This is a genomic window from Planktomarina temperata RCA23 (genome assembly GCF_000738435.1).
GTDB lineage: Bacteria > Pseudomonadota > Alphaproteobacteria > Rhodobacterales > Rhodobacteraceae > Planktomarina > Planktomarina temperata.
This window is the reverse complement of record NZ_CP003984.1, coordinates 1,673,148-1,694,308: the sequence shown is the minus strand read 5'-3', so window position 1 is coordinate 1,694,308 and position 21,161 is coordinate 1,673,148. Positions and strand designations below refer to the sequence as shown.

24 protein-coding genes and 1 pseudogene are annotated in these 21,161 nt (G+C 53.2%); 16 read left to right on the top strand and 9 right to left on the bottom strand.

Annotated features, from left to right (window positions below; translation table 11 throughout):
- Positions 1-9: 9 nt before the first annotated feature.
- The 3 genes from RCA23_RS08060 to dusB are packed head-to-tail and all read right to left on the bottom strand — an operon-like array spanning position 10 to position 3,420.
- Complete coding sequence (locus RCA23_RS08060) at positions 10-1,368, bottom strand: sigma-54-dependent Fis family transcriptional regulator (RefSeq protein ID WP_044049878.1); 1,359 nt, start codon at positions 1,366-1,368, stop codon at positions 10-12.
- A gap of 4 nt (positions 1,369-1,372) precedes the next feature.
- A complete protein-coding gene (locus tag RCA23_RS08055; protein ID WP_044049877.1) occupies positions 1,373-2,437 on the bottom strand; it encodes a two-component system sensor histidine kinase NtrB in 1,065 nt (354 codons plus the stop codon).
- The gene (gene dusB / locus RCA23_RS08050) at positions 2,434-3,420 is read right to left on the bottom strand and encodes a tRNA dihydrouridine synthase DusB (protein ID WP_044049876.1); all 987 of its coding nucleotides are present in this window, start codon (positions 3,418-3,420) and stop codon (positions 2,434-2,436) included. The genes RCA23_RS08055 and dusB overlap by 4 nt, the downstream gene beginning before the upstream one ends.
- 165 nt (positions 3,421-3,585) lie before the next feature.
- Between dusB and RCA23_RS08045 the strand changes: the two genes are divergently transcribed.
- From RCA23_RS08045 to RCA23_RS08030, 4 genes are all read left to right on the top strand, one after another.
- A complete protein-coding gene (locus RCA23_RS08045; protein ID WP_044049875.1) occupies positions 3,586-4,728 on the top strand; it encodes a bifunctional 2-C-methyl-D-erythritol 4-phosphate cytidylyltransferase/2-C-methyl-D-erythritol 2,4-cyclodiphosphate synthase in 1,143 nt (380 codons plus the stop codon).
- On the top strand, positions 4,725-5,186 hold the full coding sequence (locus tag RCA23_RS08040; protein ID WP_044049874.1) for a phosphatidylglycerophosphatase A family protein: 462 nt from the start codon (positions 4,725-4,727) through the stop codon (positions 5,184-5,186). Before RCA23_RS08045 ends, RCA23_RS08040 begins: the two co-directional genes overlap by 4 nt.
- Complete coding sequence (locus RCA23_RS08035) at positions 5,183-5,662, top strand: CinA family protein (protein WP_044049873.1); 480 nt, start codon at positions 5,183-5,185, stop codon at positions 5,660-5,662. Before RCA23_RS08040 ends, RCA23_RS08035 begins: the two co-directional genes overlap by 4 nt.
- 140 nt (positions 5,663-5,802) lie before the next feature.
- Entirely contained in the window at positions 5,803-6,990 is a 1,188-nt protein-coding gene (locus RCA23_RS08030) for an ammonium transporter (RefSeq protein ID WP_044049872.1), read from the top strand.
- A gap of 46 nt (positions 6,991-7,036) precedes the next feature.
- On the opposite strand, the gene RCA23_RS08025 is transcribed toward RCA23_RS08030, so the two are convergent.
- Positions 7,037-7,492, bottom strand: coding sequence for a type II toxin-antitoxin system RatA family toxin (locus RCA23_RS08025; protein WP_044049871.1), 456 nt, complete (start codon positions 7,490-7,492; stop codon positions 7,037-7,039).
- Positions 7,493-7,557: 65 nt separating this feature from the next.
- On the opposite strand from RCA23_RS08025, the gene hpt reads away from it, so the two are divergent.
- A complete protein-coding gene (gene hpt / locus RCA23_RS08020; RefSeq protein ID WP_044049870.1) occupies positions 7,558-8,094 on the top strand; it encodes a hypoxanthine phosphoribosyltransferase in 537 nt (178 codons plus the stop codon).
- Positions 8,091-8,270: a hypothetical protein gene (locus RCA23_RS08015; RefSeq protein WP_044049869.1), complete on the top strand. Its 180-nt coding sequence runs from the start codon at positions 8,091-8,093 to the stop codon at positions 8,268-8,270. The genes hpt and RCA23_RS08015 overlap by 4 nt, the downstream gene beginning before the upstream one ends.
- Positions 8,271-8,284: 14 nt before the next feature.
- Here RCA23_RS08015 and lipA read toward each other — a convergent pair whose 3' ends face one another.
- Both lipA and RCA23_RS08005 read right to left on the bottom strand, forming a co-directional pair.
- Positions 8,285-9,232 carry a lipoyl synthase gene (gene lipA / locus RCA23_RS08010; protein WP_044049868.1) on the bottom strand — a complete coding sequence of 316 codons (948 nt, stop codon included), beginning with the start codon at positions 9,230-9,232 and terminating at the stop codon, positions 8,285-8,287.
- A gap of 87 nt (positions 9,233-9,319) precedes the next feature.
- Positions 9,320-10,339, bottom strand: a complete 1,020-nt coding sequence (locus tag RCA23_RS08005; protein WP_044051407.1) for a DUF6456 domain-containing protein — start codon at positions 10,337-10,339, stop codon at positions 9,320-9,322.
- Between the two features lie 256 nt (positions 10,340-10,595).
- Between RCA23_RS08005 and RCA23_RS08000 the strand changes: the two genes are divergently transcribed.
- A complete protein-coding gene (locus tag RCA23_RS08000; protein ID WP_044049867.1) occupies positions 10,596-10,877 on the top strand; it encodes a DUF6477 family protein in 282 nt (93 codons plus the stop codon).
- 18 nt (positions 10,878-10,895) lie between these two features.
- On the opposite strand, the gene RCA23_RS07995 is transcribed toward RCA23_RS08000, so the two are convergent.
- A complete protein-coding gene (locus RCA23_RS07995; RefSeq protein ID WP_044049866.1) occupies positions 10,896-12,437 on the bottom strand; it encodes a trimethylamine methyltransferase family protein in 1,542 nt (513 codons plus the stop codon).
- Positions 12,438-12,600: 163 nt separating this feature from the next.
- On the opposite strand from RCA23_RS07995, the gene guaA reads away from it, so the two are divergent.
- Positions 12,601-14,148, top strand: a complete 1,548-nt coding sequence (gene guaA, locus RCA23_RS07990; RefSeq protein WP_375247767.1) for a glutamine-hydrolyzing GMP synthase — start codon at positions 12,601-12,603, stop codon at positions 14,146-14,148.
- A 126-nt stretch (positions 14,149-14,274) separates the two neighbouring features.
- On the top strand, positions 14,275-14,502 hold the full coding sequence (locus RCA23_RS07985; RefSeq protein ID WP_044049864.1) for a DUF6552 family protein: 228 nt from the start codon (positions 14,275-14,277) through the stop codon (positions 14,500-14,502).
- Between the two features lie 360 nt (positions 14,503-14,862).
- Here the strand turns inward: RCA23_RS07985 and RCA23_RS16505 are convergent.
- Positions 14,863-14,994, bottom strand: a pseudogene (locus RCA23_RS16505) (IS3 family transposase); the annotation flags it as partial.
- 185 nt (positions 14,995-15,179) lie between these two features.
- Here RCA23_RS16505 and RCA23_RS07975 point away from each other — a divergent pair.
- From RCA23_RS07975 to RCA23_RS07950, 6 genes are all read left to right on the top strand, one after another.
- Entirely contained in the window at positions 15,180-15,899 is a 720-nt protein-coding gene (locus RCA23_RS07975) for a GNAT family N-acetyltransferase (protein WP_044049863.1), read from the top strand.
- A gap of 227 nt (positions 15,900-16,126) precedes the next feature.
- Positions 16,127-16,312, top strand: coding sequence for an H-NS family nucleoid-associated regulatory protein (locus RCA23_RS07970; RefSeq protein ID WP_044049862.1), 186 nt, complete (start codon positions 16,127-16,129; stop codon positions 16,310-16,312).
- Positions 16,313-16,445: 133 nt separating this feature from the next.
- Positions 16,446-17,294 (top strand): DMT family transporter, encoded by an 849-nt coding sequence (locus tag RCA23_RS07965; protein ID WP_044049861.1) that lies wholly within the window; start codon positions 16,446-16,448, stop codon positions 17,292-17,294.
- A gap of 64 nt (positions 17,295-17,358) precedes the next feature.
- A complete protein-coding gene (locus RCA23_RS07960) occupies positions 17,359-18,249 on the top strand; it encodes a hypothetical protein (RefSeq protein ID WP_044049860.1) in 891 nt (296 codons plus the stop codon).
- Positions 18,250-18,254: 5 nt separating this feature from the next.
- On the top strand, positions 18,255-19,172 hold the full coding sequence (gene metA / locus RCA23_RS07955) for a homoserine O-acetyltransferase MetA (RefSeq protein ID WP_044049859.1): 918 nt from the start codon (positions 18,255-18,257) through the stop codon (positions 19,170-19,172).
- 52 nt (positions 19,173-19,224) lie between these two features.
- Positions 19,225-19,839, top strand: coding sequence for a WHG domain-containing protein (locus RCA23_RS07950; protein ID WP_044051405.1), 615 nt, complete (start codon positions 19,225-19,227; stop codon positions 19,837-19,839).
- Between the two features lie 9 nt (positions 19,840-19,848).
- Here the strand turns inward: RCA23_RS07950 and RCA23_RS07945 are convergent, their stop codons facing one another.
- Positions 19,849-20,235 (bottom strand): MAPEG family protein, encoded by a 387-nt coding sequence (locus RCA23_RS07945; RefSeq protein WP_044049858.1) that lies wholly within the window; start codon positions 20,233-20,235, stop codon positions 19,849-19,851.
- 166 nt (positions 20,236-20,401) lie between these two features.
- On the opposite strand from RCA23_RS07945, the gene RCA23_RS07940 reads away from it, so the two are divergent.
- Positions 20,402-21,160 (top strand): SDR family oxidoreductase, encoded by a 759-nt coding sequence (locus RCA23_RS07940; protein WP_044051403.1) that lies wholly within the window; start codon positions 20,402-20,404, stop codon positions 21,158-21,160.
- Position 21,161 lies beyond the last annotated feature (1 nt).

Here is a 21,161-nt window from a genome sequence, read left to right as displayed (position 1 = left end):
GTTGCGCTTTTACATCATTTTGCGTCGGCGTGTCACGACAATTTCAAGGTCGTTGATTTTTTTGCGCAGGGTATTGCGATTAATGCCGAGCAAATCGGCACATTTGGCTTGGTTGCCGGAGGTGGCCGCAAGTGAAATCTCAATCAAAGGAACTTCAATTTCGCGCAAAATTCTTTGATACACCCCGTCTGGAGGCAGGTTCGCACCGTGAAGATCAAAATACCGCTGCACATGCAGCCCAACGGATTCGGCCAGACTTTCAGAGGGTAACAACGCACTGATCGCGTTGCTCGGCCCAGCTTTTTTCAAAACCTCCTTCACAGCATTGCCATCAAGCAATGTGTTGGGGGACTCCATCATCAATTGGCCGATGACGTTCTGCAATTGGCGCACATTGCCCGGCCAATTGAAATCGCGCAGGGCCGCAGCGCCGGCCTGGCTGAGCTCAAACTTTATTTCCGCTTGCAACGTCGCAATGAAATGCTGGGCCAAGACTGAAATATCCTCAACCCGCTCACGCAAGGCCGGAACGGTCAGCTGTAGGCTAGACAGGCGAAAAAACAGATCATTCCTGAAATTTCCATTTTGAACATCTGCCAGAATATTTGGCGCAGCGGTTGAGACCAAACGCAGGTTTTGGTCGCCCGGCTCCCCCAATATATGCAGCAATCGCAGTTGCGCCGCTGGGCTCAAGTCGCTCACCCCATCCAAGATCAATGTGCCAGACACGCAGCGCATGAGCGCATCACGAATGGTAGATTGGCTTTCCATCATCTCTGGATGCAAAACCACCATCGGTTGATCGGCACGTTTCGAAAACTTGTGCAGACTGGAAGCGATCAAGGACTTTCCCGTGCCAGCCTCGCCCAACACCAGCACAGGCGCCGGCGCGTTCATAGCGCGTGCGATTAACCGATAAAGCGTTTGCATCGCCGTCGATTGCCCAACCAACGGGATTTCAGCATCCTGCACCTCGGCCACATCCCCGGACACTTGCGGCGGATGACGGCGCTCCAAGGCTTTGGCCGCGCGATGCATTAACTCGGGCAAGTCGAAGGGTTTGGGCAGGTAGTCAAAAGCTTTGGCCTCATTGGCGCGAATGGCCGTCACGATTGTGTTTTGAGCAGAGATAATAATGACCGGAAGATTGGGGCGCAGTTTGGTGATTTGTGGCAAATTCTCAAGGCCGTTGCCATCGGGCATAACCACATCCGACACCACCAAATCCCCTTTGCCATCCTCGACCCAGCGCATCAAAGTGACCAGCGATGACGTCGCGTGGACTTTACATCCCGCCCGGGTGAAGGCCTGAGTTAGGACCGTTCGAATCGTTCGGTCGTCATCTGCGATTAGAACCGTTCCATCCATAGCGTTAACTCCTACTCTCGTTATGTACCGACAATGATACTCTGAAAATCGTATGACCTGGCTGTGAGGCGACGCTGATCCACGCGCGATGCTGGGCAATTATTTTGGACACCAAGGCCAATCCGAGCCCCTTGCCATTGTTTTTTGTGGTCACAAAGGGCTCAAAAACATGATTGGCCAACGCCTTCGGCAAACCCGGGCCGTTGTCGATGATCTCCACATGCAAAGGCAGGCGGCGCCCTGTTCCATCCGGCAGAGGCAGGCGCAAGCTTGGGTCATAGAAGGTGCGAATAGTCACTTTTCCCTCTGGACCCAAAGCCTCACAGGCGTTTTTGACCAAATTCAGAAAGACCTGCACCATTTGATCCGCATCTGCCCAGACTTCCGGTAGGGAGGGGTCATAGGTCTTGTGAATCTGGATGTCGCCAGCAAATCCAAACACGGCCGAGCGTGCGGCCCGATCGAGCACATCATGAATATTGACGAAAGCACAACTTGGCGGCGTGACATCGCCGAATTGTTCCACCTGATCGAGCAGGCTGACAATGCGTTTGCTTTCTTCGACGATCAGATCCGTCATTTCAAGATCTTCAGCCGGCAGAGACAATGACAAAAACTGCGCCGCGCCCGTGATCCCGGCCAGGGGATTTTTGATCTCATGGGCCAGCATTTCGGCCATGCCAATGGCAGAATGCGCGGCCGAGAGCGGCGCGGTTTCTCCAAAACGACCGCCGAGCGTTTCATGTGCAATGAGCAAAATCATGATCTGCCCCTCTGCCCCTGTCATCGGACAAAGATGGACTGCACAGGTCTGGGGTGCCGTTGTGCGACCGTGGGTTGTGATCTGCGAAATAACGATGGGCCGTGAGGTCGCGCGTGCCCGCTCTAGGCCTGCTGGCAAAAGCTCCTCCCCCCTCAGGTAGTTCCAAATGGGTTGACCTAGGATAACCTTGGCAGAAATTCCGAGAAATTGTTCGGCGGCCAGGTTCAGCTCTTGCACGGTATCATCGCCCGTCACCAGCAAGGCGGGGATTGGAAGCTGTGACCAAAGTTCTCGATACAGGCTCACGCGGCCACACCTGCGGAAGGCATCTCGACGGCGCACCAGATCAGCTCGCGAATTTCAGCCAGATCAAAGGATCTCAATACCGACTGGCGCAGCTCAGGAGCCACATTCAAGCCATCTAAATACCAACCCAAATGCTTGCGGGCGTTTTTCAGCCCAAGCGTGCCCCCATAGAAGTCCACGATTGCCTGATGATGCTGTAAAATTACCTGTGCCAGGTCTGAACCGCGGGGGATCTTTGGCGCCGGCGTGCCATAGAGCGCTGACGCGATTTGCGCCAATCGCCAAGGCGCGCCCTGCGCCCCGCGCCCCACCATGACCCCATCGGCGCCCGATTGCTGCAAAGCTTGGCGCGCAGAGGTCACATCCACAATATCGCCATTGGCAATGACGGGAATGGACACAGCCCGCTTCACCCGGCCAATGGCCTGCCAATCAGCTGCGCCTTTGTAAAACTGGCAGCGCGTCCGCCCATGCACTGTGATCATTTTCACACCCGCAGCCTCAGCCCTTTTGGCGATCTCTGGGGCGTTGAGGCTGTTATCATCCCACCCCAGGCGCATTTTCAAAGTGACGTCCAGCGATGTGGCTTGCACAACCGCCTCGACCAGCTCCAAGGCAAAATCTGGTGTGCGCATGAGCGCCGAGCCTGACTGGCCGCTGGTGACCTTTTTGGCAGGACAGCCCATGTTAATGTCGATTATTTTTGCGCCATTGGCCTCAATCATCCGGGCCGCTTCGGCCATCAAATAGGCGTCACATCCGGCAATTTGCACCGAGGTGCTTTCGATCCCAAAACCAAGCTCCGCTCTTTCGCGCACACCTGGCTTTTTTTGCACCATCTCGTGGCTGGCCACCATTTCGGACACTACAAGACCAGCCCCAAAGGACTGAACCAAATTGCGAAAAGGCACATCTGTGATGCCGGCCAGAGGGGCCAACAGAACAGGAGGAAAAACTGGTTGATTTCCTAATACGAAGGTCAAGATTTCATCTCCAAACGCTCAACAAACTCACACGATCTGACCCGCGGGCGACAAGCCCTTCGTTACGTTACATCCGCATTTTTATACATTTGCACAAAAATTAAGCAAAACTCCAGCCAAAACCAAGGATTGCATGCAGAAAATCAAAAGATATAAGCACAACCTATGACAGATGCACCCAAAACTATCGCGATCGTACTGGCGGCCGGCCGTGGCACGCGCGCTGGCGGCACAGTGCCGAAACAATGGCGAATGCTCCTGGGCAGGCCACTGATAGCTTGGTCTATCGATGCGTTTATGTCTCACGCGGACATCGATGCGGTCGTGGTGGTGCATCACCCGGACGATCAAGATCGGATCGCGCAGCTGCCGGCAGCGGTGCGCGCCCTGCACGGCGGCGCAAACCGCGACGATTCTGTGCGTTGCGCCCTTGAGGCTCTCAAAGATCAGGCCCCAGATTATGTTTTGATCCACGATGCCGCGCGCCCATGTGTGACCCACTCTGTGATCTCTCGTTGCGTTGAGACCATGCGCGCCCAGGGCGCAGCGGCGCCCGCAGTCGCGGTGCAAGATACCTTGTGGCGCGGCGGTGATACAGTGACGGCGCAAGTAGATCGCAGTGATCTATGGCGGGCCCAAACGCCCCAGTGCTTTTCTTATCCGGTGATTTATGCGGCACATGCGGCCGCGACAGACCCGGCGACGGATGATGTGCAAGTTGTTCGCGCCGCGGGACACCCGGTTGCCATTGTCCCCGGAGAGGCCGATAATCTGAAAGTAACAGTGCCCGGTGACTTTGCCCGGGCGGAACGAATTTTGCGAGGCCGCATGCAACTACGTTTGGGCAACGGGTTTGACGTTCATAAATTTGGACCGGGTACAGAGATCACGCTTTGCGGTGTCACCCTGCCCCATAAGGCCGGTCTGCTGGGCCATTCGGATGCAGATGTTGGGATGCATGCGGTGACCGATGCCATTTATGGCGCATTGGCACGCGGCGATATTGGTCAACATTTTCCACCCTCCGATCCCCAATGGAAGGGCGCCCCTTCGGATATTTTCCTAAAACACGCGGTGCAGCTGGCCAAAGACCTTGGCTTTCACATTGAAAACGTGGATTGCACCTTGATTTGCGAATTTCCAAAAATCGGCCCCCATGCACAAGCGATGCAGGCGCGGATGGCACAGATCATGGGTCTGGAGTGCGATCAAGTCTCCATCAAAGCCACCACGTCAGAAACCCTTGGGTTTACGGGGCGCGAAGAGGGCATTGCAGCCATCGCCACCGCGGCCTTGGTGAGCCAATGAGCCATATAATTGCCACCTTTTTTTACATCGGGCATTTGCGCCCGGCTCCGGGCAGCTGGGGCAGCTTGGCCGCGTTGATCAGTGGCGCCGCTGTGATAAATGGCGCGGGGCTCATTGGGCTTTGCATTGGAATTTTCCTGGCTTGCCTGCTGGGCTATTGGGCCACAGCGCGCGAAACAGCTGGAAAAAGCGACCATGATCCTTCGGAAATAATCATTGACGAGGTGGCCGGGCAATGGATTGCCTTGCTGCCGCTGGCGATTTGGCCCCTACCCTTTGACAGCGCCGCTTTCTATTATGTGTTCGGTTTTGTCGCCTTTCGCCTGTTTGATATCACAAAACCAGGTTTGGTCGGATGGGCCGATCGTCTTGTTGGCCCTCTTGGCGTTATGCTCGATGATATCATTGCCGGGGTGATGGTAGCCTTGGCCATGGCGCTTGTGATGGTGGCCTTATGAACCCTATCGCCGAAGAAATCTTGCGCAGGGCCCAGGCTTTGGGCTTGAAAATCACCTGTGCCGAAAGCTGCACGGGCGGGTTGATTAGCGCCGCTTTGACAGATATTGCCGGCAGTTCAGCCATATTTGAACAGGGCTTTGTCACCTATTCCAATGGGGCAAAGCAGAAGATGCTTGGGGTGCGCCACAAGACCCTTGCCGATTACGGCGCGGTCTCGGAACCCGTGGCGCGCGAAATGGCTGAAGGCGCATTGCGCCAGTCGCAGGCCGATATTGCAATCTCAGTCAGCGGCATTGCGGGGCCGGGCGGCTCTGAATTTAAGCCCGAGGGCCGCGTATGTTTTGCCCTGGCCAGCGCTCACGGCACCCAAAGCGAAACCCAGGAGTTTGGCGCGCTCGGCCGGGCCGCCGTGCGCCAGGCTGCTTTAGATCATGCCTTAAACTTAATCCATGTGCATCTCAACTTAGCCCATTGATTAAACCCGGCGCGTTATTTTCGCCCAAAATTTATGCAAACTTTGAATAAGCCCTGAAAAACATCAGCGCGCTCGGCATGACGCTTTCCATCACCTGCGCTTATGGTCGAGAAGGCCGGCACGTGATTTAGGAGGTTACTATGAACGCTGCTGATACAGCTTGGATTATTGTTGCCACGGCATTGGTGCTATTCATGACACTGCCTGGGCTGGCTCTGTTTTACGGGGGGCTGGTGCGCGCGCGGAATGTTCTGAGCGTATTTATGCAATGTTTCGGCATTGCTTGTCTCATGAGTGTGCTTTGGTTGGCCTTCGGCTATTCCATCGCCTTCGGGTCTGGCACCTCCGGCTATTGGGGCGGTCTGAGCCATGTGTTCCTGAACGGTGTTGACGCCAGTACGGTCCGCGATGGCACCACCCTGCCAGAAGTTCTGTTCTTTGCCTTTCAAATGACCTTCGCCATCATCACCCCCGCCTTGATCGTTGGCGCCTATGTCGAGCGGATTGGCTTTGGGTTTGTGATGACATTTTCCGGGCTTTGGATGCTGCTTTGCTATGCGCCTGTTGTCCATTGGGTCTGGGGCGGCGGCTTCCTGGCCGATGGCGGCCTGTTTGGCGCGACGGGATTAAAGGATTTCGCGGGCGGTGTTGTGGTGCATGAAACAGCGGGGCTGGCGGCATTGGTCATTGCTGTGATGCTTGGCGCGCGGCGCAATACAACCACCCCGCCGCATAACCCTGGCTTTGTCATGCTCGGGGCTGCGATGCTTTGGGTTGGTTGGTTCGGCTTTAACGGCGGATCGCAATTGGCGGCCGATGGCGGTGCAGCTATGGCTTTGACAGCTACGCATATTTCTGCCGCAGCGGCCTCGCTCACCTGGGCGCTCTGGGAGCGGATCAAATACGGCAAAGCCTCACTCGTGGGTATGGTCACCGGCACGATTGCAGGGCTGGCCTCGATCACACCAGCTTCTGGCTTCGTTGGTCCAATTGAGGCACTCCTCATCGGTTCAGTCGCAGGCATCCTGTGCCAGGAAGCGGTAAATCTGGTGCGCAACAGCCTGAAAATAGACGATACATTGGACGTCTTCGCCGTCCACGGTGTCGGCGGGATCTTTGGAACCATCATGATCGCAGTCTTTGGAGCAGGCGCATGGGTCGCGCAAATTGGCAGCCTTGTCATTGTCGGCATCTTCACGGTGGTTGTCACCGTGGTGCTGGTCAAGCTCGTGTCTCTCGTGACCCCTCTGCGGGTCAGTGAAGAAGACGAATACACCGGGCTTGATCTGGCCGCCCATGGCGAGCGCGCCTATGATCACACGTCGTAAAACCTAAGGTAAATACGCGAAAAAGGCTCCCATTTGGGGGCCTTTTTTATGGCCGGGCTTGCCCATAGAGCGCATCCGCTCGGGTCTCAAACGCTCGCACGATCCGCAGCATGGCCTCATTAAAGACCAGACCAATCACACCTTGTAAAATGGCGTTCTTGAACTCGAAATCAACAAAGAATGTAACAGCGCAGCCTTCGGCTGTGTCCTCAAACTTCCAGGTCGATTTCATATATTTGAATGGTCCATCGAGATATTGCGTGTCGATGAACTTATCCTTGGGATGCAAGATCACCTGACTGCCAAAGCGTTCGCGAAATACTTTAAAAGAGATCACAAGATCCGCCGCCATGATTTGCCGCGATCCCTCATCGGTCACCGATTTCACGCGCGCGGCGGCACACCAAGGCAAAAATTCCGGGTATGAGGCCACATCTGCGACCAAATCATACATGCCCTGCGCAGAATATGGCAAAATTTTTGTTTCATTATGCGTAGGCATTGTGTTTCCCGCTGACTTTGAGCGCAAGATGTCCTAGAAAGCTGGGGAAAATTCAAGAGGGTACTATGTCGCAAAAACCTTATGTCATCGACAATATGATTTCTGCCAAGTCTATCGCGGCCAGAATAGAGCAATTGGCCGCAGAAATTGAGCAAGAATTTGCAGATACGGATAAACTCGTTGTGGTCGGACTTTTGCGCGGCTCATTTGTTTTCATTGCTGATTTGGTGCGCGAGATTAATTTGCCGATTGAGGTCGATTTCCTGGAGGTCAGCAGCTATGGCGACGCCATGGAAAGCTCGCGCGAAGTGCGTATACTGAAGGATCTGCGCGGCACCATCGAGAATCGTGACGTCCTTATTGTCGAGGACATCGTCGACACCGGCCACACGATGAAAAATGTCACCGAGCATATTTTGCGCCGTCAACCCAAACGCATGCGCACCATCGCCCTGCTGGACAAGCCCTCACGACGCGAGGTTGACATCAAGACGGACTTCTTAGGCTTTGAAATTCCAGATGAGTTTGTGGTAGGCTATGGTATTGATTTCGCCCAACGCAACCGCAACCTGCCCTTTATTGGAAAAGTTCGTTTTACATGAATCCAAGATTTTTTCTAAAAATGGCGCGGATTGCGCGCCATCCACCCTCGAGAAAAACCATCCTCTTGTGGATTGCCGTTGTGGGGATCGCTTTGGTCCTCTTTGGCATCGAGCGATTGATCGGCTGGCCAGATTGGTTGACGGTGAATTCGCATCGCGGCGGCATAGGGTTTTAACGCAGCCTTTGTCCCTAACCCTGCGCCGCCTGCCGTGCCTTTTGCATTTTCGCAAAATCGTCACCCGCGTGATAGGAACTGCGGGTTAAGGGGGTGGCTGAGACCATCAAGAAACCCTTCCCTTTGGCCGCTTTCTCATAGCTGGCAAATTCCTCTGGCGTGACAAATCGGTCAACCCGGTGATGTTTGAGCGTCGGTTGGAGATATTGGCCGATCGTGATAAAATCTACATTGGCCGCGCGCATATCATCCATGACCTGATGCACCGCTTGGCGATCCTCGCCCAAACCAACCATGATGCCCGATTTGGTAAACATCGTGGGATCGAGCTCCTTGACCCTTTGCAGCAAACGCAGTGAGTGAAAATACCGCGCGCCGGGGCGCACTTCAGGATAGAGACCCGGGACGGTTTCTAGATTGTGGTTAAACACATCGGGTTTCGCTGCCACAACCTCTTCCAAGGCTTCAGGGGCGCAACGAATAAAATCAGGTGTCAGGATCTCAATCGTTGTGCTGGGCGATTGCTTGCGAATTGCGCGAATGGTTTGGGCGAAATGCGCCGCACCGCCATCTTCGATATCGTCGCGATCCACTGAGGTGACCACAACGTGGTTGAGCCCTAATTTTTTTACGGCATCGGCCACCCGGCCCGGCTCGAACACATCTAAATCTTCTGGCGGTTTTCCGGTGGCAATATTGCAGAAGGTACAGGCCCTTGTGCAGACCTCCCCCATGATCATCATTGTGGCATGGCCTTGATTCCAGCATTCCCCCACATTGGGGCAGCCGGCCTCTTCACAGACAGTCACAAGCTTATTGTCACGCATGATTTTGCGTGTCTCTTGATAGCCTTGCCCCACGGGGGCTTTCACACGAATCCAAGCCGGCTTTTTCGGCTGCGGATTGTCCGGCCGTTTGGCTTTTTCAGGATGGCGTTGCTCGGGAATTTTTAAATCACGCATGTCAGTCGTCCTCAGTTGCTTTAAACTAACACAACCCGCGTAAACAGCCACCCCCAAGGTTGGGAATATCCGTTATGCACTGAGGCGTTAACCGACCAAGGCTTCAGCCGCCTGCGTGTCTTCGTAATGGCGCGCCAGCCTTTGCAGAGCAATGCGCAACACGATTTTGCCAGAGCGCGCTGACCAACCCATGGTCTGCTCCACGGCCTCAAGCCCCTCGAGCCGGCAACAACAGCGCAGCGCCACATCGCCAAGACCTGGTCCCAAATCTGCCAAAGCGGAGCGCGCGCGATAAAGCGCTGAGGCCGCGGGCGCCTGAGACTTCCGGCTCAAACCGGAGCGAATGGCCCCGAGCCAATCGATGGGCGCGTTGCTTTCGAGCAGCGCCAATTCATAATCCTCCCGTAACCGCTCGGCCTGTTTCACAAGGCTGCGTGAAATATATGGCTCGCCATCTTTGTTGCGACGGCGCGCCAAAGAGTGCACCGGGCTGATCGCCTGGCCGTAGCGCAATCGCCCACGGCTGACGGGATCGGAGGGCCCGCCCTCTCGGCCGTCTGTGTCATTCGTGTCGGCCTCCTCCAGTCTTGCCAGCAGTTTTAAACCGACATCTGTAAGGTGAAAGCGCATGATCCGCGCTTGCGGATCGTCACATTTGAGCCAATCTTGCATGGTCATGGCCATGACCTGCGCCCGATCAAGCGTGCCCAATTTCTCAACCTGTCCCTGAACCGCCTCACGGACAATAACCGCCAATTCAAGCCCCTGCGCCAAAGCCAAGACGGTATTTTTTCGTGCCAAATACCGCAAGGCGGTGATGCTCGGCGCATCCAGAGAGGCCGGGTAGCACAGGGGATTGGGGTCAGGGTTGTGAAAGCTCATGGGTTTATCCTCCAAGCGCCGGGGCGCTGATTCCAAGCAGTATTTGCTCAATTCTTGGACCGCGCGATCGATAAGAGGATCGTCACGCAATGTCTCAATCTTGCGGACAGAGCGCGACACCGTTGACGGGTGAACACCAGAATACCGGGCCAAACTGCGAATAGAATGTCCATGCTCTGTATGGGCCAGATACAGCTTGACCGCATGAGGCATCCAGACAGGCATTTTCGAATGTGGCTCGCCGCCTCGACCGTTCGAAAAGTCAAATTGTGAGATACGCACTCCAGACACCAATCTTTTCACAGGTTGCATTAGTATTATGGTATTAATTATTACGCCTTGGTTAATTCGCTCTAAGCCTCCAAGAATGATGGATAAAATTAGCCGATCTATGAATTGACCGAACGCCAAACGCCGCGAGACGCAACACCCTCGGCACCTGTGCCAGCCTAAGGGTTGATTCTCAAAATGGAGGTGCGTGATGCGGCACATTGAACTCAGATTGAACACTCTCAAACGCCCCAAGCTCATGTTAGAGGCGGCGCGTAATGGGCTGGCCAGTTATGATCCCAGCCGCCATCTTCCGGTGCTCTTAGGAGGGTCGCTTCATCGCAGCAAAACAGGCCAACTCGATTGCTTGTTGGACATTGAAGAAACCTACAACCGATTGCGCAAAGAAAAGCGCGCTGAGTATTCCCCAGCGCGCCACATCCGATATCTTATTGCCATATTGGCAGAATACAGCAGTCTTAAAAAGACCTAAGGACCAAAGGCCAATGCCCTAGACAAAAGCGTCGGGCATCGCCGCTTTTTTGTCAGCCACATATTTCTCAAGCGCCGCCAAAATTTCAGGATCGAGCGGCGGTTTCTGATAGTTGGCCAATTGAGAGGCCACGCGCTCTGCGGCCAAACTATAGGTGTCGCGCGCGCCCTCTTCGTACCAGGTCTCAAAGGGCTTGTAGTCAAACAAATTCGACCGCCAAAACGCAGATTTGAAGTTCTTTTGCGTGTGGTCACATCCGAGGTAATGGCCGCTTGGCCCAACCTCGCGGATGGCATCCATGGCTTGGCCGTTTTCATCAGCTGAGACCCCAAGTCCCATTTTCTGCAGAGTGCCGAGGTGGTCGGCATCCATAACGAATTTCTCAAAGGACGCCACAAGCCCACCTTCCAGCCAGCCGCAGGAGTGAAGCATAAAGTTGACCCCGCCCAAAAGCGCGGCGTTGAGCGTATTGGCGGTCTCATAAGCCGCCTGCGCGTCGGGTAATTTCGAGCCGCAAAGCCCGCCGCCTGAGCGAAACGGCAAGTTCATCCGGCGGGCCAACTGCCCGGCTCCGTAAAGAATTTGGCTGGCCTCTGGCGTGCCGAAGGTCGGTGCGCCGGAGTTCATGTCGATGGAGGTGACAAATGTGCCAAAGATCACGGGAGCCCCGGGCTTGATGATTTGACTATAGGCGATACCCGCCAAAACTTCAGCTAAAACCTGGGTCAATGTGCCCACGACCGACACCGGCGCCATCGCCCCACCTACGATGAAGGGCGAGATAATGCTGGCCTGATTGTTGGAGGCAAAAACCTCCAAGGCGCCCATCATAATGCTGTCAAAGGTGAGCGGGCTGTTAATATTGATCAACGATGTCATCACGGTGTTGTTTTGTACAAACTCTTTGCCAAACAAAATTTCGCACATCTCGACGGAGTCCTGTGCGCGGCTTGGCTCGGTCACAGACCCCATGAACGGCTTATCGCTATACACCATATGCGTCAAAAGCATATCCAGATGGCGCTTGTTAACCGGCACATCGGTGGGTTCGCAAACGGTCCCGCCGGAATGGTGCAGATATTTTGACATATAGCCCAATTTCACAAACTTTTGAAAATCAGCCAAAGTTGCATACCGGCGGCCACCATCGCGGTCGCGCACGAAGGGCGGGCCATAGACGGGCGCCGTCACCAAAGTTTTGCCGCCAATTTCCACGTTCCGCTTAGGGTTGCGCGCATGTTGCACAAATTTCGACGGCGCCGTTTTGCACAGCTCGCGCGCAAGACCGCGCGGGATCCGAACACGCTCGCCCTCAATGGTCGCCCCAACTGAGCGCCAACGCTCTAGGGCTTCCGGGCTGTCCACAAAGTTCACCCCGATTTCTTCAAGCACGGTTTCCGCATTGTATTCGATGATTTCAAGTGTTGCTTCGTCCAAGAACTCATACAGCGGGATATTGCGCTCAATATAGCGTTCTGTTTCGACGCTCACCGCTGTGCGTTCGGCTCGGCGGGCGGCGCCACCGCCGCTGCGTGATCTGCGCGCTCGTGTCTCGGACATTTTGAAACCCCTAATTGATTGTTACGTTGCTTCTAGGCATTTCTTCAACCAAGCGACGTTAATTTCCGCCACTTCGGACGGGAAAACGACATAAGTTGTAAAATCTTCTCTTTCCTTGGGTTGAACCTTTTTAAAGGTCAGAATATCGGGGGCTATGGAACATATGCATCAAAAATTACTCATCATCGACTTTGGCAGTCAAGTTACGCAACTTATCGCGCGGCGTTTGCGCGAGCTTAATGTATATTGCGAAATACACCCGTTTCAGAATGTAACGCAGGAGTTTTTGCAGCAGTTTGCGCCCAAAGCTGTGATCCTTTCGGGCGGGCCTGCCTCCGTGATTGATGAAGGCTCCCCACGCCCTCCAATGGCTGTGTTTGAGATGAATATTCCGGTTTTAGGAATTTGTTATGGCCAACAGGTGATGATGCACTGTCTGGGCGGTAAAGTGGAACGCGGGCATGGAACAGCGGAATTTGGCCGCGCCTATGTGAGCCCAAAGGCCCCCCTAAGCCTTCTGGAAGGCTGGTTTGAAGAGGGCGACGAGCAGGTCTGGATGAGCCATGGCGATCATGTCAGCGCCATTGCGCCGGGGTTCGAGGTCTATGGCACCTCTCCCAATGCACCTTTTGCAGTGACGGCTGACCCGGCCCGCGAATTTTACGCCGTGCAGTTTCATCCAGAGGTGCATCACACCCCCAAAGGGGCAAAACTCTATGAGAATTTCATTCGCCGTGCAGGATTTACCGGCGATTGGACCATGGGGGCTTACCGCGAGCAGGCCCTACAGGCTATTCGCGATCAAGTGGGAGATCAAAAGGTGATCTGCGGCCTTTCGGGCGGCGTTGACAGCTCTGTTGCTGCGGTTCTGATCCATGAGGCGATTGGTGACCAGCTGACATGTGTTTTTGTCGACCACGGCTTGTTGCGCCAAGGCGAGGCCGAAGAGGTCATCGGTATGTTCCGCGATCACTACAATATGCCCTTCATCCATGCCGATGAGAAGGAGCTTTTTCTCAGCGCATTGGATGGTCAATCTGATCCGGAAACCAAGCGGAAGATCATCGGGAAGTTGTTTATCGATGTGTTTCAAAAACATGCATCAGATGTCGGGGGTGCCAAATTCCTAGCTCAGGGCACTTTGTACCCCGATGTCATTGAAAGCGTCAGCTTTTCGGGCGGACCATCGGTGACCATCAAGTCGCATCACAATGTCGGTGGATTGCCGGAAAAAATGGGCTTGAGCTTGGTGGAGCCTTTGCGTGAGCTGTTCAAAGATGAAGTGCGCGCCTTGGGCCGCGAGTTGGGCCTGCCTGCCTCTTTCATAGGCCGCCACCCCTTCCCTGGCCCCGGCCTAGCCATCCGCTGCCCAGGGGAAATTACCCGCGAGAAGCTGGAGATTTTGCGGCGTGCCGATGCCATCTACATTGATCAAATCCGCAAGCACGGTCTGTATGACGAAATCTGGCAAGCCTTTGTCGCGATCCTACCGGTGCGCACCGTGGGCGTTATGGGCGACAGCCGAACCTATGATTTCGCCTGCGCCCTGCGGGCCGTGACATCCGTTGACGGTATGACCGCGGACTACTACCCGTTTTCCCATGAATTCCTCGGCGAAACAGCCACGCGTATCATCAACGAAGTGCAAGGCATCAACCGGGTGACCTATGACATTACCTCCAAGCCACCAGGGACGATTGAGTGGGAATGACAGAATTATGTTAAGTCATTGTTTTTAATTAATAAATATACTGACCTGCAAACTTTCATACAAAGTGGTGAAACTATCGCGTTTCATAGTTTAGCGCTGAGTTTAAGACTAAAGGACACTTATAAAATGTTGACTAAAATCAAGTCCGTTGATGTTGTTAAATGGTTAGCCACAGTAATCCAACTTATTGGGTATGGTATGACTGGATTGAACTTAATCCCCTATAATATATACATATTTTTTGTAGGGATATTTTTATGGTTTGCCGTAGGTTTTATGTGGAAAGATAAAGCAATTATGGTTGTACATGTTGGTGCTTTCATCTCATTGCTAATTGGATACTTGAATGCGTAACCACGTGTTGAGTTCAGTGCTACTTTTTGTTTCCTTCAACGTTAGCAATACTTACAAAGAGAAAATAAAGAACAATAAAATCAATTATCTATCCAATTCTCACTATTGAGTGGGAATGAATATAAATTACATTAAATCAATGATAAATGGGAATTTCTTAACCTAGAAGTAACACTGGCAAAAATGGAAATTTTGAAATGTCACTGTGGCTCTGTAGAGTTAGAATTAACCTTACCAAATGGGTTTGAGACTCTGCGAAAATGTAACTGTTCAATTTGTAGCAGAAGAAACGCAGTGGTCGCCTCTGTCAGAACACATCTGAACTACTACATTTTACCTGTCTGAGATGCCCCCTGTTTCCTAGACACCTACCTCTTCCAGTTTGAGCTGTCTTTCTTCTAAGTCAACGGACGACAGCATGCCGTTGTTCGTGTGCTTGCGTTTTGGGTTGTAGAACAGCTCTATGTATTCGAACACATCGCGTCTTGCTTGAAACTCAGGAGAGTGATTTTTACGTTTCGACATGTCTGATCTCCTCCTCGTCGAAAAATCAGCAGACAACAAATCGTAGCTTACGTCAGGGTCCGACTTTCGGGGGGTAGCTCAATTGATCCGTGAGGCTCACTTGTGGTAACGTCAAATTTTATTAGGATATCGACACCTCATGGAGGAACATTGTGCAAGATGACCAGATTATAGAGACCTACATACCGCCACCCCATCCGAGGGGCATTGAGCTTTCAGGCCAATGGGTTCGTCTGGAACCGCTGGATATTAGCAGACACTCTAAAGATCTGTTTCAAGCAAATACTATGGATCGTGACGGATCAAATTGGGCGTATCTGCCCTATGGGCCGTTTGCGACTTTAGAAGCCTATGAAGCCTGGTTAAGTGAGGCGGCCCTCACGCCAGATCCGAATTTTTTTGCGATCATTAAACGTGCCGACAACAAGGCGGCGGGGCTGGCAAGCTATCTGCGCATTAACCCTCAAGATGGATCAATTGAAGTTGGGCATATCAACTATTCTCCGTTGCTGCAAAAAACACGCGAAGGCACGGAGGCGATGTATCTCATGATGAAATGGGCATTTGAGAGCGGCTACCGGCGCTACGAATGGAAATGCAACGCTTTGAACACCAAGAGCCGCTATGCGGCCCAAAGGCTTGGCTTGTCTTACGAGGGGGTGTTTCGGCAAATGTCGATCAGCAAGGGACGCAATCGCAATACCGCTTGGTTTGCGGCCATTGATAAAGAATGGCCAGCGCTCAAGGCCAGTTTTGAAACCTATCTTTCGGACGATAATTTCGCCGCTGACGGGCGGCCTAAAAAGGCGCTCTCTGGGTTAACAAAGCCGCTATTGTATAAGCGCGACACATTTGAATTTGGATCTGAATAATTTTAGTGCCCCCAATTTGCACCGACATGCCCAAAACCGATCGTCACTCAATTGCGGTCTATAAATCCATATTCCGGCACGAGTTTTTCGTTTTCAAGATAAATACATCAACGTAAAAAGCTATTTGACCGATCAAAAAAAGTTTACAATGAATATTATAGAATTATTTACAGATAAGATATTTCATATTATGAGTAGGTTACACTTTATTTTAAGGAGCGTATTTTATGAAAACTTATAGTGAGTTGAAATCTGAGATGGACAATTTGGAAGCTCAGATGGAGGAAGCGAAGAAACGCGAACGCGCGGAAGCGCTCAAAAAGGTCAAACTACTGTGTAAGGAATTTGGCTTCACCGCCGGCATGTTGCAAGGCGTATTGGCCAAGGGCCGCAATCGCACGCCAAAAACCTAAGGCGTTTTAATAGGGCGGGGATTTTCTCCGCCCTATGCTGGTTGAAGCTACAGAACGATGATGTTTCGTTTTGTGGCTTGCGTAGGGCGAAATTATATCATTGGGTTGGCCCAGACTGTAAGAGGCTTGCAAAATGAACAACCGCCGTGCCGCGCTTTGGATGATTGGTGCTATTTTTTCGTTCACATCAATGGCCATTGCTGGTCGCGCAATATCCGGCCAACTCGATACGTTCGAGATCATGTTCTATCGTTCCATTATGGGCTTTTTGATTGTCCTCGCCGTGGCGAAAACTGTTGGCACGTTGGGCGAAATAGACCTTAAACATTTCCGCCTTCACCTTCTGCGCAACATCTTTCACTTTACCGGCCAAAACCTTTGGTTCTTCGCTCTGCCATTAATTCCACTGGCACAATTATTCGCGCTAGAGTTCACCTCACCCATCTGGGTGTTACTCTTGGCCCCAATCTTTTTAGGCGAAGGGTTAACCCTCCGCAAATTGGCGATTGCGGCCTTGGGCTTCATCGGCGTTTTGATCGTAGCCCGGCCCGAAATTGGTGCGGTAAACATCGGCATTTTGGCCGCGGCCTGTGCGGCCATTGGATTTGCAGGCGCGGCGATTTTGACCCGTAAGCTGACGGTGCAAAACTCATTGACCAAAATATTATTCTTTCTCACAGGGCTACAAATTCTTTTTGGATTGCTTTGCGCCGGCTATGATGGGGACATCGCCCTGCCCTCTGTTGCCACGGCTCCTTGGCTCATACTGATTGGGGCCGCTGGGCTGGCCGCCCATTTTTGCATGACCAAATCTCTCTCTTTAGCGCCCGCCAGTCTGGTGATGCCCGTGGACTTTGCCCGACTGCCATTAATTGCGGTTATTGGCGTTGTTTTCTATGGTGAGAGCTTGGATCTTTATCTGGTTCTTGGAGCTGTATTGATTTTACTCGCCAATTACCTAAATCTAAAGCGCCAAGCCTAGTGCAAGGTCTTTTCCAACCGACCGTATTGGCTTATGACAGAGCAGAAGCTAGGGAATAAGAGCCATGATCTATGAAGACGGCGCAAAATGGACCGAAGCCAAACAGAAAAAAGCCCTTCTGTTTGCCATGTCGGGCCTCGGAAAAACTTACATTTCTTCCATGCTGCGCCATCGGGGGAATTGGTTTCATTACTCCATAGATTATCGCATTGGCACGCGCTACATGGGCGAGCACATTGTAGATAATTTTAAGAAAGCCGCTATGGCTGTGCCTTTTTTGGCTGAGTTATTGCGGTCAGATTCTATTTCTATGTCCTCGAATATTACCTTTGAGAACCTTGCGCCGCTGTCCACATATTTGGGAAAACCGGGCGATGTATCAAAGGGCGGCATTCCATTTGATGATTATTGCAACCGCCAAGCGCAACATCACGCTGCCGAGCGCGCCGCGCTTTTGGATACGCCTCACTTCATTGAGCGGGCCAGTGATCTTTATGGGTATGACAACTTTATCTGCGACAGTGGCGGCTCTATTTGTGAAGTTGTCGATCCTTGGGATGCGGCGGATCCGATTTTAACCGCCCTATCGGAAAACCTGCTGATGATCTGGATTGCCGGCAGCGAGGATCACACGGCCGAATTGGTGCGGCGCTTTGATTTGGCGCCAAAACCGATGTGCTATCAGCCGGAATTTCTCATGACATGTTGGTCGGACTATCAGCGTGAAACAGGCGTTCAGCCCGATAAGGTGAACCCCGATGATTTCATCCGCTGGACCTATGCGCGCGCCATGGCACACCGTCAGCCACGGTATGCGCAAATGGCCAAATGGGGCATTACGCTCCAAGCCAATGATGTGCAAAATTTAAAGACGCCGCAGGATTTCGAAGCTCTGGTGGCCGAGACCCTAGACCACCGCGCCGCAGCACCGCGATCCAATGGCGGCGAGGACTGAACCTTATGCCAATTAAGATTCCCGCAAATCTGCCCGCCCACGCTGTTCTGAGCGCCGAAGGCGTGATGGTCATGGACCCCAGCCAGGCGGATCGCCAAGACATCCGTCCGCTCCGCATCGCATTGCTCAACCTCATGCCGCTCAAAATTCAGACGGAAAATCAATTTGGCCGCCTCATCGGGGCCACCCCGTTGCAGATTGAACTCACCCTCTTGCGGATGACGAGCCACCAAACAAAAAACACCTCCTCCGATCATATGGAGCAATTTTATAAACCCTTCAGCGCGGTTCGGAATGAAAAATTTGATGGACTGATCATCACCGGCGCGCCGATTGAGCATTTGGATTTTCAAGACGTCACCTATTGGCCCGAAATGGTCGAGGTGATGGAATGGACGCAAAGCCATGTGCATGCCACTTTGGGGGTCTGCTGGGGCGGCATGGCGATGATCAATCACCTGCATGGGGTGAAAAAACATGATTTGCCGCAAAAGGCTTTTGGCTGTTTTCGACATCAAAACCTGGACCCCTCCTCGCCTTATTTGCGTGGGTTTTCGGATGATTTCGTGGTACCGGTCAGCCGCTGGACAGAGATGAAACAGGATGAAATTGCCGCTGTGCCGGGTCTCAAAACCCTGCTTGGGTCGAGCGAGACAGGTCCTTGTTTGGTCGAGGATCCCGCCCATCATGCACTCTATCTGTTCAATCATTTTGAATATGATAGCAATACGCTGAAACAGGAATATGATCGCGACATCGCCAATGGCACCCCAATCAACATTCCAGGTCATTATTATCCAGGCGATGATCCAAGCCAAACGCCGCTGAACCGCTGGCGCTCGCATGCGCATCTTCTTTATGGCAACTGGATCAATGAAATCTACCAGACAACGCCCTTTGATCGCAATGCGATAGGCCGCTAGAGTCTGAATACTGCAACCCTGCCCAATTGGGCGAAGGTGGATCGGATCAATGATGCAAAAACGCAGATATCATCACGGCAACCTGCGTCAAGCTTTGGTGGATGCTGCGCTGGTGCTCATTGAAACAAAGGGCCCAACCGGCTTTACCCTTTCGGAGGCGGCCAAAAATGCCGGCGTCACACCCGCCGCCGTCTATCGCCATTTCGAGGGCCGCGAGGACCTGATTGCTGAGGTGGCGTTGCAAGGCTTTGGCATTTTTGCCGAGCGCATGGAAACGGCCTATAATGACGGGCAACCCAACGCGCTTCGTGCCTTTGAGGCGGCGGGCCGGGCTTATTTGGATTTTGCCCGCGCGTACCGCGGCCATTACGTCGCTATGTTTGAAAGTGGCCTGCCGCTTCAGCGCAGCCCTGAGCTCAACCAGGCCGCAATGGAGGCGCAAAAGGTTTTGCAAGCTGCGGCAGTGGAGCTGAGCAAGAATATCCCAGCCGAGAAACGCCCGCCACCACAGATGTTTGCCGCCCATATCTGGGCGCTGAGCCATGGGGTGGTCGAGCTGTTTGCCCGCGGCGCACCGGGTGGGCGCAGCCCCTTTCCACCTGAACAACTGCTGGAAAGCGGCATGGGTATTTATCTGCGTGGTTTGGGCCTTATTGCCCCAGATTGATAGATCCCACTAGAGCGCCACGACCAGCAGACTCACTGAAATATTGATTAAAGCCAAAAGCGTCAGCACCATACCGCCAAACCGTAGCGGCATGTTAAACTCGAGAAACCCAAAGCAAATCCCGTGCATGACACGCCCCAGCAAAAGCATTGTCCCTGTGATGTGAAGCCGCAGCGCTGAGAGCTCTGCGACCTCTGCGAAATACATCATCAGCAAAACCATTGGGACATATTCAATAAAGTTGCCATGCGCCCGCACGGAACGCTCGAGCGCTTGCGCTCCAAAATTGTTGAAGGCCAGCCATTTCAAAGGTGTAACGCCCCGTAACGCCAAAACCCGAAGCGTCAAAACGGTGAAAAACAGGCCCAAGAGAGCAGCGTAGAATGCGGTAATCATGCCGAAATTTCCTCATGTAAGTTGCCAGTGGCTAACCTGTTATAGGGTGTCGAGCAACTGCTTTTCGGACGGGCTGCAAAATGAACGATTGGCCCGCGGGAAGGGATTGCATATCGGGCGGCAAGAAGACATGTTCACCCCAGACCAAGACAGGAAAGAGCCCCAAATGCGCGAAAAATTTGCCAATTACCCCAGCCTGAGCGGCAAAACTGTGTTTGTAACCGGCGGCGCATCGGGCATCGGTGCTGAGATCGTCACTGCCTTTGCCAAGCAGGGCGCCAAGGTTGGTTTTGTTGATATGGATGTTGCAGGATCAGAGGCGCTTTTGGCCAAGCTGGAGGGCACGCATGGCTTTGCACCCTGTGATCTGCGCGATATTGAAGCGCTGAAAGCCGCCTTTGCCCAATTGGTGGAAGCCCTTGGACCAGCGGAGATCTTGGTCAACAATGCTGCGCGCGATGACCGACATGATTGGCGCGAGGTGACACCTGAATATTGGGATGAGCGGCAAAATAATAATCTGCGCCATATGTTTTTCGCCATTCAGGCCGTCGCCGATGGGATGATCGCGGCCGGCGGTGGCTCGATTATCAACATGGGATCAAATTCTTGGTGGGAAGCCGGTGGCGGCTTTCCGGCCTATACCACCGCCAAAGCGGCCGTGCATGGGCTGACCCGTACCATGGCCCGCGATCTGGGCGATCATCGCATTCGGGTCAATACAGTGGTGCCGGGTTGGATTATGACCGAGCGACAAAAACAGCTTTGGGTCACTCCCGAAGCCCTCGCCAAGCAAATCGACCGCCAATGCCTGCCCGATCCCATCGATCCTGTATATGTCGCCCGAATGGTGCTTTTTCTCGCCTCAGACGATTCTGCGGCCTGTTCGGCGCAAAACTTTATGGTCGAAGGCGGTTCAATCTAGA

Bases quoted from the DNA above. Each gene is read 5' to 3' on its own strand.
- RCA23_RS08060 (WP_044049878.1), bottom strand. From the start codon at position 1,368: ATGGATGGAACGGTTCTAATCGCAGATGACGACCGAACGATTCGAACG.
- RCA23_RS08045 (WP_044049875.1), top strand. From the start codon at position 3,586: ATGACAGATGCACCCAAAACTATCGCGATCGTACTGGCGGCCGGCCGT.
- RCA23_RS08040 (WP_044049874.1), top strand. From the start codon at position 4,725: ATGAGCCATATAATTGCCACCTTTTTTTACATCGGGCATTTGCGCCCG.
- RCA23_RS08035 (WP_044049873.1), top strand. From the start codon at position 5,183: ATGAACCCTATCGCCGAAGAAATCTTGCGCAGGGCCCAGGCTTTGGGC.
- RCA23_RS08030 (WP_044049872.1), top strand. From the start codon at position 5,803: ATGAACGCTGCTGATACAGCTTGGATTATTGTTGCCACGGCATTGGTG.
- RCA23_RS08025 (WP_044049871.1), bottom strand. From the start codon at position 7,492: ATGCCTACGCATAATGAAACAAAAATTTTGCCATATTCTGCGCAGGGC.
- hpt (WP_044049870.1), top strand. From the start codon at position 7,558: ATGTCGCAAAAACCTTATGTCATCGACAATATGATTTCTGCCAAGTCT.
- RCA23_RS08015 (WP_044049869.1), top strand. From the start codon at position 8,091: ATGAATCCAAGATTTTTTCTAAAAATGGCGCGGATTGCGCGCCATCCA.
- lipA (WP_044049868.1), bottom strand. From the start codon at position 9,232: ATGCGTGATTTAAAAATTCCCGAGCAACGCCATCCTGAAAAAGCCAAA.
- RCA23_RS08005 (WP_044051407.1), bottom strand. From the start codon at position 10,339: ATGCCTGTCTGGATGCCTCATGCGGTCAAGCTGTATCTGGCCCATACA.
- RCA23_RS08000 (WP_044049867.1), top strand. From the start codon at position 10,596: ATGCGGCACATTGAACTCAGATTGAACACTCTCAAACGCCCCAAGCTC.
- RCA23_RS07995 (WP_044049866.1), bottom strand. From the start codon at position 12,437: ATGTCCGAGACACGAGCGCGCAGATCACGCAGCGGCGGTGGCGCCGCC.
- guaA (WP_375247767.1), top strand. From the start codon at position 12,601: ATGCATCAAAAATTACTCATCATCGACTTTGGCAGTCAAGTTACGCAA.
- RCA23_RS07985 (WP_044049864.1), top strand. From the start codon at position 14,275: ATGTTGACTAAAATCAAGTCCGTTGATGTTGTTAAATGGTTAGCCACA.
- RCA23_RS07970 (WP_044049862.1), top strand. From the start codon at position 16,127: ATGAAAACTTATAGTGAGTTGAAATCTGAGATGGACAATTTGGAAGCT.
- RCA23_RS07965 (WP_044049861.1), top strand. From the start codon at position 16,446: ATGAACAACCGCCGTGCCGCGCTTTGGATGATTGGTGCTATTTTTTCG.
- RCA23_RS07960 (WP_044049860.1), top strand. From the start codon at position 17,359: ATGATCTATGAAGACGGCGCAAAATGGACCGAAGCCAAACAGAAAAAA.
- metA (WP_044049859.1), top strand. From the start codon at position 18,255: ATGCCAATTAAGATTCCCGCAAATCTGCCCGCCCACGCTGTTCTGAGC.
- RCA23_RS07950 (WP_044051405.1), top strand. From the start codon at position 19,225: ATGCAAAAACGCAGATATCATCACGGCAACCTGCGTCAAGCTTTGGTG.
- RCA23_RS07945 (WP_044049858.1), bottom strand. From the start codon at position 20,235: ATGATTACCGCATTCTACGCTGCTCTCTTGGGCCTGTTTTTCACCGTT.
- RCA23_RS07940 (WP_044051403.1), top strand. From the start codon at position 20,402: ATGCGCGAAAAATTTGCCAATTACCCCAGCCTGAGCGGCAAAACTGTG.